Consider the following 18,531-nt stretch of genomic DNA (forward strand, 5'->3'; position numbering starts at 1 on the left):
CACTTGCATTTGATATAAGTCAACGAAGCGTTGTTTTTATGCTTATCGGTTGTTGTTGGTGCTGTTAGGTTGCTGTTAATACGGTTAGGATAAGCGCCAGTCCGATACCCACGGGGCACGCAAATATTCATCCTGACTGGCTGAGCTAACACTGAAGTTGACATAGATGGATGGTGTATTCCGAAGATTATTTCGTACACCGGTTGCGTAAGGCACGCTGTTTTGATGAACAGTAAACGCAGCCATCGTACGCCCTGTTTTCGATTTGTTGGCAAATTTTAGGTAGCGAAACATGCAGACCCCGCACATTCTTATCGTTGAAGACGAACTGGTCACGCGTAACACCCTCAAAAGTATTTTTGAGGCGGAAGGTTACGTGGTCTATGAAGCCACCGACGGCGCCGAGATGCATCAGGTTTTGACGGAAAATGACGTCAATCTGGTGATCATGGATATCAACCTGCCAGGCAAAAACGGTTTGCTGCTGGCACGCGAATTGCGTGAACAAGCAAACGTTGCGCTGATGTTCCTGACAGGTCGTGATAACGAAGTAGATAAAATCCTCGGCCTGGAGATTGGCGCCGATGACTACATCACTAAACCGTTTAACCCACGTGAGCTGACGATTCGTGCACGCAACCTGTTATCGCGCACCATGAATCTGGCGATGCCAAGCGAAGAACGTCGCGCGGTTGAAAGCTATCGCTTTAACGGCTGGGAGCTGGATATTAACAGCCGCTCACTGATCAGCCCGAACGGTGAACAGTATAAGCTGCCGCGCAGTGAGTTCCGCGCGATGCTGCACTTCTGCGAAAACCCGGGCAAGATTCAAACCCGTGGCGATCTGTTGAAGAAGATGACGGGACGTGAGCTGAAGCCGCATGACCGCACCGTGGATGTCACTATCCGCCGCATCCGTAAGCATTTCGAATCCACCCCGGATACACCAGAAATCATCGCCACCATTCATGGCGAAGGTTACCGCTTCTGTGGTGAATTGCAGGATTAAGTTTGCTGCAGTTAAAGAAAAACGCCCATCAGGGCGTTTTTTTATGCCTCAATGCCACGGCATGATTGGCACAGCGCTCAGCGCGTTCTTCGGCGAACCGTCCACCACTTTATCTGAGTAGCTTAAGTAAACCAGCGCATGGCGTTTCTGGTCAAAGAAGCGTACCACCTGCAATTTCTTAAACACCAAAGAAGTGCGCTTTTGGAACACCACTTCTCCTTGCGCCTTGCCTTGTGCGATTTTATCGCTAAGCTCTACAGGCCCAACCTGCTGGCAGGAGATGGCCGCGTCGGAAGTATCTTCCGCCAGACCTAATCCGCCCTTGATCCCACCGGTTTTCGCCCGGCTGATATAACAGGTTACATTTTTTACGTCGGGGTCGTCGAAGGCTTCCACCACGATCTTATGGTCGGGGCCAAACATCTTGAAAACCGTGTCTACCGAGCCGATCTCCTCGGCCTGAACGCCCGCGCTGAAGAGACAAGTTGCAAGCGTGATTATAAGAAAGCGAGTTATTGTCATTGAGTTACCATTGGCAATCGAATAGATGAGACTGTAATGTACTGTCAATCGAACCCGGAACCAAACCTAAACGGGTTGTAACCCGCATTGATTTAGCACAGCCGATTGACAAACCGCCCCCACGCTTTTGTGCATTTCGTGCTATTATTCGACGACTTCATAGTTGCGCCACCAGAGAGTTATGAGGATGTTTTATGGACCAAGCCGGTATCATTCGCGATTTGCTTGTCTGGCTGGAGAGCCATCTGGATCAACCCCTTTCACTCGATAATGTTGCGTTGAAAGCGGGCTATTCCAAGTGGCACCTGCAGCGTATGTTCAAGGAAGTGACGAGCCACGCCATCGGCGCTTACATCCGCGCGCGTCGCCTGTCGAAAGCCGCTGTGGCCTTGCGCCTGACCAGCCGCCCGATCCTCGACATCGCTTTACAATATCGCTTCGATTCACAGCAGACTTTTACCCGAGCGTTTAAAAAGCAGTTTAATCAAACGCCCGCCTGGTATCGTCGCTCATCGGAATGGAACTCCTTCGGCATTCGTCCGCCGATTCGTCTGGACGATCACCACATGCCTGAGGCCACGTTTGTCACGCTGCCGGAAACGGTGCTGGTCGGGCAAACGCAGAGTTATACCTGTACGCTGGAGCAAATTTCCAGCTACCGTGACGAAATGCGCATCCACTTCTGGAAACAGTTCCTGCTGGAAACCGATACCGTGCCACCGGTGTTATACGGTCTGCATCAGGTACGTGCCAGCCATGAAAAGGATGACGAGCAGGAGATTCTCTACACCACAGCAGTGCCTGCCGATCAACAGGCATTGAGCATGCAGTCGAATCAAAATGTGATTCTCGAAGCCGGGGATTACGTGCAGTTTACCTATAACGGTGCGCGCAGCGCGCTGGGTGAGTTTATCCTGCTGCTTTACGGCACCTGCATGCCAACGTTGGGTCTGGTGCGTCGCCAGGGTCAGGATATTGAGCGCTTCTTCACGCATGGCGGTAAGAAACGCAGCGAGCCGCCAACGGAAATCCGTTGCGAATACCTGATTCCGATTCGCCCGCAGCAGAATCGCTGATATGAAAATGCCGTCATGATGACGGCATTTTTTTGGCTTCAATCACGGCAGGTCGTCATAAATGACGACCCTACGATTTAACCGCGTGCGCGTTGATCACGAACCCGCAATTTGGCAGAGTGCGTATTCATCACACCCCCACGAATTTGTAGGGTACGCATTCATGCGCACCGAAACCGGATGACAATTAACGCTGCAACTCATCCAGCGCAGGGGCATCCAGATGCGACACATCGCCTGCCGTCTCGACCACCCAACCTGCTGCCAGCCACGCGCTCTGCTGATGATCCACGCGTGAAATAGAGCAGTTGCGCAGGCGCAAACGGCGCTCAGCGTGCGCCGGCAATCCCAACAGCGTACTCACTAACACGCCTAACGCCATTCCGTGGCTGACAATCAACGGGCGGCTGCCTGCTGGCAGTTCGAGCAACGCGTTCAGCGCTTCGTGCATGCGCGTCGCCATCTCCAGCATCGATTCACCGCCAGGGATGCGGCCGTCCTGGGTGCCATCCACCAGCGTTTTACGCCAGCTCTCCTCTTCCGGCGTTAAGCCATCAAGGGGGCGCTGTTCGAGACAACCCATATTCAGCTCACGCAAACGTGCATCAACCGTGACCGTACAACCGCAGGCATCCGCGATGATCTCGGCGGTGCGGCGCGTGCGGCCTAAATCGCTGGCAATCACATGGGTGATCCCCTGCGATTTCATCCTTTCGCCCACTTGTTGGGCCTGTTGCTCACCTTTTTCCGTCAGCGGACTGTCGGATTGACCTTGAATGCGTCGGGCCGCATTCCATACCGTTTCGCCGTGACGAACAAGATAGACCTGTAGCATGCTTAATTTCCGTTATACTGCGACAAATTTGCCTTGAGGGTTCAAACAATTATGTACCACGTTGTCGCAGCCACCATCAACCCGGCAAAAATTCGCGCGATTGCTCAGGCGTTCAACGACGTCTTTGGTGAAGGATCCTGCCATATTGAAGGGGTCGAGGTCGAGAGCGGCGTTGCCGCACAGCCGTTAAGCGATGTCGAAACGCGAACTGGCGCACGTACCCGCGTGGCGAATGCGCGTTTGCAGCGTCCTGAATCTGACTACTGGGTAGCGATTGAAGCCGGTATCGAAGGCGATTGTGCTTTTGCATGGATGGTGATTGAAAACGCCCAGCAGCGCGGCGAATCACGCTCCGCCAGCTTCACCTTGCCGCCGATTGTCATGGAGGGCTTAGCCGCCGGACACGAACTCGGTCACGAGATGGCGCGCTTAACTGGCGTTGATAATATTAAGCAGAAAGGTGGTGCCATCGGTGCGTTTACCAACGGCCTGCTCAGCCGCTCCAGCGTTTACCATCAGGCGCTGATACTGGCACTCTGCCCGTTCACCCATCCGCTGTATCAGCAATAATTAATGGCGGCCTAAGCGCGCTTCCAGCCAGCGTTTCAGCTCGGGAGGCGCCTCTTTCAGACTGTTGGAGCCACGCGTAATGGTTGCGATACCGACACCCAGCTCATTCTTCAGCTCACGCTGGCTCATGTCGCCGTTCATCAGCTCTTCAATAATGCGCAGGCGTGTGCCAAACGCTTCACGTTCATCGGGCGTCATCATCAGTTGCAGCAAAGGCAACGACACACCGTCCGCGAAAGCGTTCTGCATTAAATCGATAAAACGCAGCCAGTTATCTTCAACAGGCTCAGCCGAATCTGGCTGGGAGGAAAGGGGTTGGCTCATGAAGGGCTTCCGTACTCATTGACGAGTACGGAAGCATAGCACAGCTAGTAACGGCGATTCCACTCACCATCAGCGAGAATCTTATCCGGCTTGCCCATGAAGTAACGGTAGTAGGCATCATAGGCCAGTACGTTTTTCACGTAGCCGCGCGTTTCAGAGAACGGGATGGTTTCGATAAACGCCACCGCATCCAGTTTGCCGCCGCTGTTGTTCAACCAGCTGCGCACCCTGCCCGGCCCGGCATTGTAAGCTGCCGAGGAGAAGATGCGGTTCTGATCGAACTGCTGATAGACATACTCCAGATACTGCGTACCAATCTGGATATTGGTCTGCGGATCCAGCAGCTGGCTGCTGTTCACATAGCCGGGGATGTTGTACATCTTCACGGTATGCGCTGCTGTCGCTGGCATCACCTGCATCAAACCGCTGGCACCGACCGGTGAACGCGCTTTCGGATTCCACGCGCTCTCCTGGCGGGAGATCGCCATGGCATAGCTCTGCGGAATGCCTTTGTCGCTGGTGTATTGCTGATACAGATTGCGCCACGCCAGCGGGAAGCGCTCTTTCAGGCTATCCCACATTTTGGCGGTAATGGTGGCCTGCACGCTGAGATCCCACCAATCCTGCTCGTTGGCGTAACGCGCCAGCATTTGCTGCTGCGAATGGGTTTTGCTGGAGATCAGATTGGCCCATTCGCTGCGCGCCAGGTTATCTAACCCCCAATACATCAGCTCACGCACGCGCGCCAGTTCGGGCCCCTGCACTACCGCATTGTCCGCCGCCGGGGCCTGATCGACCTGCAACGGATACTCCACGCCAAGACGCTGCGCCGCCACCATCGGGTAGAAGCCACGTGCCTGCATCAGTTTACGCAGGATCTCATCGGCCTCGTCTTTACGACCCTGAGAGATCAGCAGATCGGCCTGCCAGTATTGCCACTCATCTTTCTCTTTGGCTTCAACCGGTAAACGAGCGATCCAGGTGTTCAGTCCACGACGATCGTTCTGACTCAGTGCCAGCCGCACACGGCGTTCCACCAGTGCAGTGGATTCACTGTTCATCACCACTGCATCACGCCAGCGCGCCTGCTCGGAAGTCAGATCCGCGCCCATCATGCGCCACACCACGGTTTCCTTCAGATCCTGCTCTTCCGCCGGGCTCATTTTCTGCGCCTGTACCAGTTGCGGGATCATCATGCGCGCATTATCCATGTCTTCACGCGCGACGCGGGCAAAGGCATAACTGGTGGCCATCCGAGTGAAATCGGTCGGACCGAGGCTACTGGCAAACGTGGTGACGGTCTGCGGATTTTGCTGCAGCGCAATCAGCGCGCTGGAGGTGGTCTGGTAATCCGCGGGCAACATTTTGGCCAGGTAATTGACCAGACTGTCGTTGCCGGCTTTCATCGCCAGGCGAATACGTTCGAGAATGGTAATCGGCGACATCTGTCCGGACGCTTGCCACACCGAGAACAGCTGATCGCAATCATTCGGTAACGCGGAACCGCGTAGCCAGATCGATTTCGCGCCATCAAACGCTACCTGCTGTTGGCCGGTAGCCCACTTGGCGTAATACCAGTTACAGCGCGCCTGCACCGGTTTTGGCTCATCCGGGCTGAAGCTCAATACGCCCTGCCAGTCCTGACGATGTGCCAGCACGTTGACGAAGCGTGTCGAGAGCGAACGCGCCGGTGGCAGCGTTGGATATTGCTGAATGAAATTCTTCACCGCCAGCGGCGTCTCTTGATCGAGATCCTGCGCCAGCAAACGGTATTGCAGATACGGATAGAGCGGATAATCCTGCAGCGTTGGCATCAGCTGCGAGACCTGGTCCATTTGATTGTTATCCCAGGCTTGTTTGATTTGCGCATAGCGCTGTCTTTGTTGATCCAGCGAGTCGGCCCACACGCTGCTGGCCGTGCTGACCAGACAGATCCCTATCATCCAGTTACGCCACTTCTCCACTCTGCTCTCCTCTCTGCTGCGATCCAGCTCATGCCAGACTTAACTCATGCTAACCAGGCCAACGGTCTCTTGCCATGTTCTTCACAAAATTTACGCAGGCGCACCGTGATTGCACACCGTCTGCGCTGTGAATGTGCAAATTATCATCACAAAATCTTATGTCATATCAATTAGCTACAACTATTCATTTACTTACAAAAATGGCACGCGCTTTGCTCTGTTGAATTCCATCTTGTATACCAGTTGGAATTCACTCATGGCAGCAACCTTCGGATACACGCTTCAGGATTGGCAACACCGCTACCAGCAGGACCCACAGTGCATCAGCACCTTGTTGGCAGCACACCTCGACGCCATCGACCAGCAGGATAACGCCTGGCTGTATGTCGCTTCGCCCGCTCAATTGCAGGCTCAAATTGAACCCTTGCTGGCCAGCTACTTGCGCAATCCCGCTGCACTGCCGCTGTTTGGCGTGCCGTTTGCGGTGAAAGACAATATCGATGTGGCAGGCTGGCCGACCAGTGCCGCCTGCCCGGCCTTAACCTACACGGCTGAAACCGATGCCTTTGTGGTCGCACAGCTCAAAGCAGCCGGTGCGGTGGTGATCGGCAAAACCAACCTCGACCAATACGCCACAGGGTTAGTCGGCACGCGTTCTCCGTTCGGTGCAGTGAGTAACACCTTTAACCCCGAATATGTGAGCGGCGGTTCCAGCTCCGGTTCTGCTTCGGTGCTGGCGCGCGGCCTGGTGGGCTTCTCGCTGGGCACCGATACCGCCGGTTCTGGCCGCGTCCCGGCAGGTTTTAACAACATCGTCGGTCTGAAACCGACCAAAGGCTGGTTCTCGGCCAGCGGCGTGGTGCCTGCGTGCCGTTTGAATGACACCATCTCCGTCTTCGCTCTGACGGTGGAAGATGCCTTCGCCGTTGCCACCGCTGCAGGCGGTTACGATGCCGGAGATGCCTACTCGCGCAGCAATCCGCACACCGCGCCTGCCAGCTTCAAGGCTCAACCTGATTTCGCCATTCCCGCCACGCCTGAATTCTTTGGTGATAAGCAGGCCGAAGCGGCGTGGTTGAGTGCCCTGGATCAACTGCAAGCGGGCGGCGCGACGCTGCATCCGATCGACTTCACCGCATTCCACCAACTGGCGGAACAGCTTTATTACGGCCCATGGGTTGCCGAGCGCACTGTCGCTGTCGGTGAGATGATCAATCGCCCGGAAGAGATGGACCCGGTGGTGTACGGCATTGTCAGCAGTGGCCTGAAATACACCGCAGTCGAGGCTTATCAGGCGGAATACCTGCGCGCTGAGTTGACGCGTCAAATCCAGCAAACCCTGGCGCAGTTCGATGCGGTCGTGGTACCGACCTCGCCGACCATTCACACGCTGGAAGAGATGAAGCAGGAGCCGGTACACTACAACTCGCAGTTTGGCACCTACACCAACTTCACTAACCTCGCTGATCTCAGCGCGCTGGCGCTGCCTGGCCCGTTCCGCGCTGATGGCCTGCCTGCTGGCATCACCCTGATTGCACCGGCCTGGCAAGATCGCGCGTTAGCAGGCTTCGGCATTCAGTGGCAGCAGCAGATGGCGCTGACGTTAGGCGCTACCGGCAAAGCTCAGCCCTCTCAACACAGTGCCTTCCCGCTCTCTGCCGATCACGTACGCGTGGCAGTCGTCGGTGCGCACCTCACCGGCATGCCGCTGAATTTCCAACTCACCACCCGTGATGCGGTGTGGGTGGAAGAGACGCAAACCGCCAGCCACTACCGTCTGTTTGCGCTGCTCGATGGCCCCATTAAGAAGCCCGGCCTGCTGCGCGGCGACAGCGGTGCCGCCATCACCGTGGAACTGTGGGATATCCCGCTGGCACGCTTTGGCGAATTCGTGGCGGAAATCCCGGCACCGCTCGGCATTGGCTCACTGACGCTGGCTGATGGCCGCGTGGTGAAAGGGTTTATCTGTGAACCGGCGGTGCTGTCGCAGGCGCTGGAAATTACCGAATTCGGCGGCTGGCGCAACTGGCTGGCCTCTCTGGGGAGTAAATAACCATGTTCAGCACCGTACTGATCGCTAACCGTGGCGAAATCGCCTGCCGTGCGATTCGCACCCTGAAACGTCTTGGTGTGAAGAGCGTCGCCGTTTACTCCGATGCCGACCGTAACGCGCGCCATGTCAAAGAAGCCGATGTGGCGATTGCGCTGGGTGGCGATAAAGCCAGCGACAGCTATCTGCGTATCGATAAGATTCTGGCCGCCGCCAAAGAGACCGGCGCAGAAGCCATCTGGCCGGGCTACGGCTTCCTCTCCGAAAGCCTGCCGTTTGCCGCCGCCTGTGAAGAAGCGGGGATTGCTTTTGTTGGCCCGACGGCGCAGCAGATTGGCGAGTTCGGCCTGAAGCACCGCGCACGCGAGTTGGCCGCCAACGCGGGTGTGCCGATGACGCCTGGCACACCGCTGCTCAACTCGCTGGAAGAGGCGCTCAGCGCGGCAGAAAACATCGGTTATCCGGTGATGCTGAAAAGCACGGCGGGCGGCGGCGGCATTGGCTTAACCCGTTGTGACGATGCAGATGCGCTGCGCAATGCGTGGGAGAGCGTACGTCGTCTCGGCGAACAGTTTTTCAGTGATGCTGGCGTGTTCCTGGAGCGCTTTATCGACCGCGCGCGCCACGTTGAAGTGCAGATTTTTGGCGATGGCACCGGCAAAGTGATTGCCCTCGGTGAGCGCGACTGTTCGTTGCAACGCCGTAACCAGAAGGTAGTGGAAGAAACCCCGGCACCGAACCTGCCGCAGGCAACGCGTGAAGCGCTGCTGTCATCCGCCGTGCGTCTGGGTGAGTTAGTGAATTACCGCAGCGCGGGCACCGTGGAATACATCTACGATGCCGAACAGGATGCCTTCTACTTCCTCGAAGTGAACACCCGCTTGCAGGTGGAACATCCGGTCACCGAATGTGTCACCGGCCTCGATCTGGTCGCGTGCATGCTGCAAGTTGCCGCCGGTGATGCCATCGACTGGTCGCGTCTGCAACAGGCCCCCAAAGGCGCATCGATTGAAGTGCGTATCTACGCGGAAGATCCACTGAAAAACTTCCAGCCAAGCCCCGGCACGCTGACCGGCGTCAGTTTCCCGGATGACGTGCGCGTGGATGGCTGGATCGATACCGGCACCGAAGTCTCAGCGTTTTACGATCCGATGATCGCCAAACTGATCGTTCACGCCGACACGCGTGAAGCGGCGCTGGCGAAAATGCAGCAGGCGCTAGATGCCACGCAGCTGCACGGCATCGCCACCAACCTCGATTATCTGCGCCAGATTGTTGCCACCGAAGCGTTCAGCAGCGGCAAAGTCTGGACGCGTTTCCTCGACAGTTTTACGCCGTCTGCCAGCGTGATTGAAGTGCTGCAACCGGGCACCTTCAGCAGCATCCAGGATTTCCCTGGCCGCCTCGGCTATTGGGATATTGGCGTGCCGCCTTCTGGCCCGATGGATGATTATGCTTTCCGTCTCGCTAACCGCATTGTCGGCAACCACGACAGCGCCGCCGGGCTGGAATTCACTCTGCAAGGCCCGACGCTGCGTTTCCACAGCGATGCGGTGATCGCCCTGACCGGAGCCGATTGCCCGGCAGAACTGGATGGCGCAAGCCTCAATTACTGGCAGCCAATCAGCGTGAAAGCAGGGCAAACCTTGACGCTGGGCCGCGCTCAGAGCGGTTGCCGCACCTATCTGGCGGTACGCAACGGTTTCGATGTGCCGGAATATCTGGGCAGCCGTTCTACCTTCTCACTCGGCCAGTTTGGCGGCCATGCCGGACGCACCCTGCGCGTCGCGGATATGCTGCCGATCTCTCAGCCGCTGCTGGCCGCCTGCACCACGCCCGCGCCGATCAGTGAACCGCAAGCGCTCGATCACGCGCTGGTGCCGCACTATGGCAGCGAATGGCGCATCGGCGTGCTGTACGGCCCGCACGGCGCACCGGATTTCTTCACCCAGGCTGCCATCGACGAGTTCTTTGCCAGCGACTGGCAGGTGCACTACAACTCCAACCGCCTCGGCGTACGTTTAGTCGGGCCAAAACCGACCTGGACGCGTGCCAACGGCGGCGAAGCCGGGCTGCACCCTTCTAACGTGCACGACTGCGAATACGCGATTGGCGCGGTGAACTTCACCGGCGACTTCCCGGTGATCCTGACCCATGACGGTCCAAGCCTCGGCGGTTTCGTCTGTCCGGTGACGATTGCCAAAGCGGAGCTGTGGAAAGTCGGTCAGGTGAAACCAGGCGACCGCATTCGCTTCCATCCGATCAGCGCTGACGAAGCGGTGGCGCTGGAGAAAGCGCAGGCGCACAGCGTGGAAACTCTGCGCAGCACTCATGCGCCTGCTTTTGAGGTGCCCTCACTGGCCGCCAGCGATATTGGCTCCGCCACCTTGCTCGCCGCCTTACCTGCTACGGCTGCCACACCAGCGGCGGTTTATCGCCAGGCCGGGGATAAATACGTGCTGATTGAGTATGGCGATAACGTGCTGGATCTGGCGCTGCGTCTGCGTGTGCACCTGTTGATGAATGCGCTGCGCGAACGCGCGGAGCCCGGCGTGGAAGAGTTATCGCCCGGTGTGCGTTCATTGCAGGTGCGCTATGACAGCCTGATCCTCAGCCAGAAACAGCTGATGAATCTGCTGCTGGAACTGGAAGCCGGACTCGGTGATGTCAGCCAGCTGAAGGTGCCGTCACGGATTGTCTGGATGCCAATGGCGTTTGAAGACAGCGCCACACTCGGTGCCGTCGAGCGTTACAAAGAAACCGTGCGGGCCAGTGCGCCCTGGCTGCCAAACAACGTCGATTTTATCCAGCGTATTAATGGGCTGGAGAGTCGTGAAGCGGTGCGCGATACCCTTTTCGATGCCAGCTATTTGATCCTCGGCCTGGGCGATGTCTATCTCGGTGCGCCTTGTGCCGTGCCGATCGATCCGCGCCATCGCCTGCTCAGTTCCAAATACAGCCCGGCACGTACCTTTACCGCCGAAGGCACGGTCGGTATTGGCGGGATGTACATGTGCATCTACGGCATGGATTCCCCAGGTGGCTATCAACTGGTGGGTCGTACGCTGCCAATCTGGAACAAATTCCTCAAGAACGACCAGTTCGCGGCGGATGAGCCATGGCTGCTGCACTTCTTCGATCAGGTGCGCTTCTATCCGGTGACCGAAGATGAACTCACTCAGCTACGCGATGACTTCCGCGAAGGCCGCGCCACGGTGCGCATCGAAGAAACCCTGTTTGATTTCGCTGCCCACCAGCAATTCCTCGCTGAACACGCCGACTCGATTGCCGAATTCCGTCAGCGCCAGTCAGCCGCTTTCGAACAGGAAGTGACGCTGTGGGCGCAGGAAGAGCAGAACGCGCCGCTGACCAGTGAAGAGACGCTGATGGCCCCGGAAGCCGACGAAGATGCACTGGCGGTCTGTGCCGATATGAACGGCAACATCTGGAAAGTGCTGGTGCAGCCAGGTGACGCGGTGGAAGCCGGTCAGACGCTGATCATCGTCGAAGCAATGAAAATGGAACTGGCGATTGTCGCGCCGCAGGCCGGCACGGTGAAACGCATCGCCTGCCAGGCAGGACGTCCGGTGAGTCCGGGCGACACCCTGCTGTGGCTGGAATAAGGAGCTGGTATGAATCAAAGCCCACGTAGCAAAGGCCGCCCGGAAGCACTGGCGGAGAAGGTTTATCAGGCACTGAAACAAGACATTTTTGAGTTTCGTTTGATGCCCGGTGACCGCTTTAGCGAAAACGAAATCGCCGATCGGCTCGACGTGAGCCGCACGCCGGTGCGTCAGGCGCTGTTCTGGCTGGAGCGCGAGGGCTATGTCGAAGTGTGGTTCCGCAGCGGCTGGCAGGTGAAGCCGTTCGACTTCGAATACTTCGAGGAACTGTACGACTTCCGCACCGTGTTGGAGCGCGAAGCCGTGCGCCGCCTGTGCGCGCTGCCACCGCTGGCCTGTGCGGAGATCCTGACCGAACTGAAAAGCTTCTGGATCGATGCAACACGCCTTGAGGATGGCAAAGCGGTGTCGGCGCACGACGAAGCCTTTCACATGGCGCTGGTGGCCGCCGCTGGCAATCAGGAGATGGCGCGTATCCACGCCGAATTGACCGAAAAGATCCGCATTATCCGTCGTCTCGACTTTACCCGTGACGACCGGGTGGATGCGACATACCGCGAACACGCTCAGATTTTACGGGCGATTTTCCAGCAACACACCGAGGAGGCACAGCGCATTTTAACCGACCACATCGCTGTCAGTAAGGCAGAGGTCAGAAAGATCACATTGCATATGTTACAGCAGGCCCGGCTTCAACCCATTGAATAAAAACACTAACACATTTAGAGGGTTAATGATGAAAAGACGTTCGTTGCTAAAAGCTTTTGCGCTCACCGCCACCGTGGCAAGTCTGGGATTCACCTTTGGTGCCCAGGCCGCTGATACCATCAAAGTCGGCATCATGTCGTCGCTTTCCGGCACCATGGCGATCTCCGAGACGCCGCTGAAAGATGTGGCCCTGATGACCATTGATGAAATCAACGCCAAAGGCGGGGTGCTGGGCAAGAAGCTGGAACCGGTGGTAGTCGATCCGGCATCTAACTGGCCGCTGTTCGCGGAAAAAGCCCGCCAGCTGTTAACGCAGGATAAAGTCGCGGCAGTATTCGGTTGCTGGACCTCGGTATCACGTAAGTCGGTGCTGCCGGTGTTTGAAGAGCTGAACGGCCTGCTGTTCTATCCCGTGCAATATGAAGGCGAAGAGATGTCGCCAAACGTGTTCTATACCGGTGCCGCCCCTAACCAGCAGGCGATTCCGGCGGTGGAGTACCTGATGAGCGAAGACGGCGGCAGCGCTAAGCGCTTCTTCCTGCTGGGTACCGATTACGTCTACCCGCGCACCACCAACAAGATCCTGCGCGCCTTCCTGCATACCAAAGGCATTCAGGATAAAGACATTGAAGAAGTCTACACGCCGTTTGGCTACAGCGATTATCAGACCATCGTTTCTAACATCAAGAAGTTCTCCGCCGGTGGCAAAACCGCCGTGATCTCCACCATCAACGGTGACTCCAACGTGCCGTTCTACAAAGAGCTGGCTAACCAGGGCATCAAAGCCACAGATATTCCGGTGATCGCCTTCTCGGTTGGCGAGGAAGAACTGCGCGGGATTGATACCAAACCGCTGGTGGGTCAGTTAGCCGCATGGAACTACTTCGAATCGGTGGATAACCCAACTAACGCGAAATTCGTGGCGGATTACCGTGCTTATGCCAAAGCGCACAACCTGCCGAACGCAGGCACCGTGGTGACCAATGACCCGATGGAAGCAACCTATGTCGGCATCCATATGTGGGCGCAGGCGGTAGAAAAAGCGGGTACCACCGATGTGGACAAAGTGCGTGCGGCGATGGCCGGACAGACCTTTAAAGCACCGGACGGCTTCACGCTGACCATGGATAAAACCAACCACCATCTGCATAAGCCAGTGATGATTGGTGAAGTCGAAGAGAACGGCCAGTTCAACGTGGTGTGGCAGACCGATAAAACGGTACGTGCCCAGCCGTGGAGCCCGTATATCGCTGGTAATGATAAGAAGCCGGATTATCCAGTGAAATCGACGAAGTAATGCCGTGGTCGCCTTCAAGGGCGACCCTACAAACTTCGCTCGGATAATGTCGGGGCGTCATTCATGACGTAATGACGCTCACTTAAGCCAATGAGTCCGTATTTAACCCGGCGTTCATGAATGCGTTCCCTATGAAAAGGCACCGGACAATGTAGGGTCGTCAATTAGGGTGGCCCTGCAAACTTCGCTCGGACAACATAGGGCCGTCGTTCATGGTGACCCTGCAAACTTTGCCCGGACAACGTAGGGTCGTCATTCATGGCGACCGTTTTCAACACTGCACCACCGTAACAGGACGATAACCATGATCCTCCGCCGTTATCTTTGCTGTCTGCTGCTGCTCCTGCCGTGGCTCGCCCAGGCGGGCGATGGCGCTGATTTCGCCGCCGCCAGCCGCACTGAACAGGCCAATCTGCTGCAACAGTGGGCGGCCACTCCGCAAGCCAGCCGCTTGCCGCTGCTGCAGGCGCTGCGTAACGAAAGCATGGTCATCGACCAAAATAAACAGCCATTCAGCAAGCAGGATGACAAACTCATCCCGCTGGACAGCGCACAACAGCCGACGGGTGAGACCAAAAAGCTGTTTATGAACAACCGGCTGCGCGTGTTAATCGCCAGCGCCCTCGCCGCCCACCAGCTGGTGAGCGATGATCCGGCTATCCGCCTGCGTGCCGCACAACAGTTGCAAAACGATGGAGCGGCCGATCAGTTGCCGCTGATCGAACAGCGCCTCGCCGTGGAAAAAGACACTCAGGTTCACGCCGTGCTCGCCATGGCCGCCGCCAACCTGCAACTGGCCAGCCCGGATGCCGCCGTACGCCTCAAAGCCGTCACGCTGCTCGGTGAATCCAGCGATCCTAATATGCAGGCCAGCCTCAATCGCTTAACGCAAGCCAGCAACGAACCCGATGCGCAGGTGCGCGCCGCGGCCACGGAGAGCCTGCAACAAATCAAACATCGCCTGATGTGGGGCGATCTGTTCGGTCAGGCGTTTACCGGCCTGTCACTCGGCTCGATCCTGCTGCTGGCCGCGCTGGGTCTGGCGATCACTTACGGCCTGCTTGGCGTGATCAACATGGCGCACGGTGAGATGCTGATGCTCGGCGCTTACGCCACCTGGTTTGTACAAAACCTGTTCCAGCAGTTCGCACCGCAGTGGCTGGCGTGGTATCCGCTGCTGGCGCTGCCTGTGGCATTCCTGATCACCGCAAGCATTGGCATGCTGCTGGAGCGCACCATCATTCGCCATTTATACGGCCGCCCGCTGGAAACCCTGCTCGCCACCTGGGGCATCAGTCTGATGCTGATCCAACTGGTGCGCATGCTGTTTGGCGCACAGAACCTGGAAGTGGCTAACCCAAGCTGGCTGTCTGGCGGCTGGCAAGTGCTGCCTAATCTGGTGCTGCCGTACAACCGTATTGCGGTGATCCTGTTTGTGTTTGCGGTACTCGGCCTGACCTGGCTGCTGCTCAATAAAACGCGTCTGGGCCTGAGCGTGCGCGCCGTGACGCAAAACCGTGCCATGGCCGATTGCTGCGGCGTACCAACCGGGCGCATCGATATGCTGGCGTTTGGTCTGGGTTCCGGCATTGCCGGACTGGGCGGCGTGGCGCTGTCGCAGCTCGGTAACGTCGGCCCGGAACTCGGCCAGGGTTACATCATCGACTCCTTCCTGGTGGTGGTGCTGGGCGGCGTAGGCCAACTGGCGGGCACGGTAGTCGCCGCCTTTGGTCTGGGCATCCTCAACAAAGTGCTGGAACCGCAGATTGGTGCGGTGCTGGGTAAAATCCTCATCCTCGTGCTGATCGTGCTGTTCATTCAGAAACGTCCACAGGGCCTGTTTGCCTTCAAAGGGAGGGTAATAGACTGATGAGCCAACCCCTGACGTTAACGCTGACGCGCAAAGCGCCGCGCCTCAGCATCAGCCTCGGAATCCTGATCACCGTGCTGCTGTTGGTGCTGCCGTTCTGCGCTCTGCTACCGGCCACACATCCGCTTGCGATCTCCACCTACACGCTGACCTTGATCGGCAAAATCCTCTGCTATGCGATTGTCGCGATGGCGCTGGATCTTGTGTGGGGTTACGCCGGATTGCTGTCTCTTGGACACGGTCTGTTCTTCGCATTGGGCGGCTATGCGATGGGCATGTACCTGATGCGCCAGGCATCGGGCGAGGGCTTACCAGCCTTTATGTCGTTCCTGTCGTGGAATGAGCTGCCGTGGTTCTGGGCGGGTACCCAGCACTTTGCCTGGGCGCTGTGTCTGATCATGCTGGTGCCGGGTTTGCTGGCGCTAGTGTTCGGCTACTTCGCCTTCCGCTCAAAAATCAAAGGCGTTTACTTCTCGATCATGACGCAGGCGCTGACCTACGCAGGCATGTTGCTGTTCTTCCGTAATGAAACGGGCTTTGGCGGTAACAACGGTTTTACCGGTTTCACCACCCTGCTCGGCTTTAACGTGACCGCCACCGGCACGCGTATTGGACTGTTCGTCGCCACCGTGCTGCTGTTGTTAATCAGCCTGGGCATTGGCTTCGCACTGGCGCGCAGCAAATTTGGCCGGGTGCTCACCGCCGTGCGCGATGCCGAAAACCGTTTGATGTTTGTCGGTTACGACCCCAAAGGCTTCAAGCTGTTTGTCTGGACGCTGTCGGCGGTGTTATGTGGTCTTGCGGGTGCGCTGTATGTACCGCAGGTCGGCATTATCAATCCCAGTGAAATGTCGCCGACCAACTCGATTGAGGCGGCTATCTGGGTGGCACTCGGCGGGCGCGGTACTTTAATTGGTCCGCTTTTAGGGGCCGCGATTGTGAACGGGGCCAAAAGCTGGTTCACCGTGGCCTTCCCCGAATACTGGCTGTTCTTCCTCGGCCTGATGTTTATCCTCGTCACGCTGTTCCTGCCGCGTGGTGTGATTGGCCTGCTGCGCCGGAGGCGTGATGACTGAGCAACTGTTTACCCAACCCCATCCCGCCGATCGCCATCGCGATCAGAGCGATCCGGTGCTGCAACTGGAGAAGATCAACGTCTCCTTTGACGGCTTCCGCGCACTCACTGATCTTTCGCTGAAGATCGGCGTTGGCGAGCTGCGTTGTGTGATCGGCCCCAACGGCGCGGGCAAAACCACGCTGATGGATGTGATCACTGGCAAAACCCGTCCCGACAACGGGCAAGTGATCTATGACCAGGACACCGATCTCACCCGCATGTCGTCGGTGGAGATCGCTCGAGCCGGCATTGGCCGCAAGTTCCAGAAACCCACGGTGTTTGAAGCCTTAACGGTGTTTGAGAATCTGGAAATCGCGCTGAAAAACGATAAGTCGGTGTGGGCTAGCCTGCGCGCACGACTCAACGGCGAACAGCAGGATCGCATCGATGAGGTGCTAAAACTGCTGCGGCTGAGCGGTGAACGCCAGCGCAAAGCGGGCTTGTTGTCGCACGGTCAGAAGCAGTTTCTCGAAATCGGCATGTTGTTAGTGCAGGACCCGCATCTGCTACTGCTCGACGAACCCGCGGCGGGTATGACCGACGCGGAAACCGAGTACACCGCCGAGCTGTTCCGCAGTCTGGCAGGCAAGCATTCGCTGATGGTGGTGGAACACGACATGGGTTTTGTCGAGACCATTGCCGATCACGTCACGGTGTTGCATCAGGGCCAGGTGCTGGCAGAGGGGTCGTTACGCGAAGTGCAGGCGAACGATCGGGTCATTGACGTTTATCTGGGGCGCTAAGATGCTGCAAGTATCCGAACTGAATCAATATTATGGCGGCAGCCATATCCTGCGCGGCCTCTCCTTCGAAACCAAACCGGGTGAAATTACCTGCCTGCTGGGCCGCAACGGCGTGGGGAAAACCACGCTACTGAAATGCCTGATGGGGCTGATCCCGGCAAAGTCTGGCGAGATTCGCTGGCAGGATAAGGTGATCAACAGCCGTAAGCCGCATCAGCGTGTGCAAGCGGGTATTGCTTATGTGCCGCAGGGCCGCGAAATTTTCCCGCGCCTGACGGTGGAGGAGAATCTGCTGATGGGGCTGGCACGCTTCTCGGGATCGCAGTCCAAATCCGTGCCCGAGGAGATTTACCAGCTGTTCCCGGTGCTGCGCGAAATGAAGGCCCGACGCGGCGGCGATCTGTCCGGTGGGCAACAGCAGCAGCTGGCAATCGGTCGTGCTTTGGCATGTAAGCCGCAGCTGTTGATCCTTGACGAGCCGACCGAAGGGATCCAGCCATCAGTGATCAAAGAGATCGGCGCGGTGATCCGCCAGTTAGCCCAGCGCGGTGATATGGCGATCCTGCTGGTTGAGCAGTTTTACGATTTCGCCGCCGAGTTGGCCGATCAGTATCTGGTGATGTCGCGAGGTGAGATTGTACAACGCGGCGAGGGATCCAATATGGAAGCAGAAGGCGTGCGCGGGCTGGTGGCGATTTGACCGTAGGGTGCGCATTCATGCGCACATAGATGGAGGGTGCCATTAATGGCGTCATGCTCTTCAGTTGTGTGTCGGCTGATAACGCAGTCTGGTGCTGTTCAGAGGCAGGCGGCACTCAGGCCG

The 18,531-nt window shown here is 57.5% G+C and carries 15 protein-coding genes; 11 read left to right on the forward strand and 4 right to left on the reverse strand.

From position 1 onward, the window contains the following. Positions 1 to 292: 292 nt before the first annotated feature. A complete protein-coding gene (gene arcA, locus IAE30_RS06235) occupies positions 293 to 1,009 on the forward strand; it encodes a two-component system response regulator ArcA (RefSeq protein ID WP_034826183.1) in 717 nt (238 codons plus the stop codon). 48 nt (positions 1,010 to 1,057) lie between these two features. Here arcA and creA read toward each other — a convergent pair whose 3' ends face one another. Further along, positions 1,058 to 1,531: a protein CreA gene (gene creA / locus IAE30_RS06240; RefSeq protein WP_200678565.1), complete on the reverse strand. Its 474-nt coding sequence runs from the start codon at positions 1,529 to 1,531 to the stop codon at positions 1,058 to 1,060. A gap of 194 nt (positions 1,532 to 1,725) precedes the next feature. Here creA and robA point away from each other — a divergent pair, with 194 nt between their 5' ends. Next, complete coding sequence (gene robA / locus IAE30_RS06245; protein ID WP_034826193.1) at positions 1,726 to 2,607, forward strand: MDR efflux pump AcrAB transcriptional activator RobA; 882 nt, start codon at positions 1,726 to 1,728, stop codon at positions 2,605 to 2,607. A 187-nt stretch (positions 2,608 to 2,794) separates the two neighbouring features. Here robA and gpmB read toward each other — a convergent pair whose 3' ends face one another. Beyond that, complete coding sequence (gene gpmB / locus IAE30_RS06250; RefSeq protein ID WP_038649182.1) at positions 2,795 to 3,442, reverse strand: 2,3-diphosphoglycerate-dependent phosphoglycerate mutase GpmB; 648 nt, start codon at positions 3,440 to 3,442, stop codon at positions 2,795 to 2,797. Between the two features lie 51 nt (positions 3,443 to 3,493). Between gpmB and yjjX the strand changes: the two genes are divergently transcribed. Further along, a complete protein-coding gene (gene yjjX / locus IAE30_RS06255; RefSeq protein ID WP_038649184.1) occupies positions 3,494 to 4,012 on the forward strand; it encodes an inosine/xanthosine triphosphatase in 519 nt (172 codons plus the stop codon). Here yjjX and trpR read toward each other — a convergent pair whose 3' ends face one another. After that, on the reverse strand, positions 4,013 to 4,336 hold the full coding sequence (gene trpR, locus IAE30_RS06260; RefSeq protein ID WP_084933772.1) for a trp operon repressor: 324 nt from the start codon (positions 4,334 to 4,336) through the stop codon (positions 4,013 to 4,015). It lies immediately after the preceding gene. Positions 4,337 to 4,380: 44 nt separating this feature from the next. Then, the gene (gene sltY, locus IAE30_RS06265; RefSeq protein WP_200537406.1) at positions 4,381 to 6,300 is read right to left on the reverse strand and encodes a murein transglycosylase; all 1,920 of its coding nucleotides are present in this window, start codon (positions 6,298 to 6,300) and stop codon (positions 4,381 to 4,383) included. Between the two features lie 256 nt (positions 6,301 to 6,556). On the opposite strand from sltY, the gene atzF reads away from it, so the two are divergent. The 8 genes from atzF to urtE all read left to right on the forward strand — a co-directional run bounded on the left by atzF (position 6,557) and on the right by urtE (position 18,408). Further along, positions 6,557 to 8,353 (forward strand): allophanate hydrolase, encoded by a 1,797-nt coding sequence (gene atzF / locus IAE30_RS06270; protein WP_200678567.1) that lies wholly within the window; start codon positions 6,557 to 6,559, stop codon positions 8,351 to 8,353. Between the two features lie 2 nt (positions 8,354 to 8,355). After that, a complete protein-coding gene (uca, locus tag IAE30_RS06275) occupies positions 8,356 to 11,973 on the forward strand; it encodes an urea carboxylase (RefSeq protein WP_200678569.1) in 3,618 nt (1,205 codons plus the stop codon). Positions 11,974 to 11,982: 9 nt separating this feature from the next. Beyond that, positions 11,983 to 12,681: a GntR family transcriptional regulator gene (locus IAE30_RS06280; protein ID WP_200678571.1), complete on the forward strand. Its 699-nt coding sequence runs from the start codon at positions 11,983 to 11,985 to the stop codon at positions 12,679 to 12,681. Between the two features lie 28 nt (positions 12,682 to 12,709). Beyond that, positions 12,710 to 13,978, forward strand: a complete 1,269-nt coding sequence (urtA, locus tag IAE30_RS06285; protein WP_200679084.1) for an urea ABC transporter substrate-binding protein — start codon at positions 12,710 to 12,712, stop codon at positions 13,976 to 13,978. A 304-nt stretch (positions 13,979 to 14,282) separates the two neighbouring features. After that, positions 14,283 to 15,848: an urea ABC transporter permease subunit UrtB gene (gene urtB / locus IAE30_RS06290; RefSeq protein WP_200537403.1), complete on the forward strand. Its 1,566-nt coding sequence runs from the start codon at positions 14,283 to 14,285 to the stop codon at positions 15,846 to 15,848. Next, positions 15,848 to 16,924, forward strand: coding sequence for an urea ABC transporter permease subunit UrtC (gene urtC, locus IAE30_RS06295; protein WP_200678573.1), 1,077 nt, complete (start codon positions 15,848 to 15,850; stop codon positions 16,922 to 16,924). Before urtB ends, urtC begins: the two co-directional genes overlap by 1 nt. After that, on the forward strand, positions 16,917 to 17,708 hold the full coding sequence (gene urtD / locus IAE30_RS06300; protein ID WP_034826215.1) for an urea ABC transporter ATP-binding protein UrtD: 792 nt from the start codon (positions 16,917 to 16,919) through the stop codon (positions 17,706 to 17,708). The genes urtC and urtD overlap by 8 nt, the downstream gene beginning before the upstream one ends. 1 nt (position 17,709) lies before the next feature. Next, positions 17,710 to 18,408 (forward strand): urea ABC transporter ATP-binding subunit UrtE, encoded by a 699-nt coding sequence (gene urtE, locus IAE30_RS06305; RefSeq protein ID WP_200678575.1) that lies wholly within the window; start codon positions 17,710 to 17,712, stop codon positions 18,406 to 18,408. The last annotated feature ends 123 nt before the right edge of the window (positions 18,409 to 18,531 follow it).

Origin of the sequence: Pantoea sp. S61 (genome assembly GCF_016625145.1) — a bacterium.
GTDB classification, from domain to species: domain Bacteria; phylum Pseudomonadota; class Gammaproteobacteria; order Enterobacterales; family Enterobacteriaceae; genus Pantoea; species Pantoea rwandensis_B.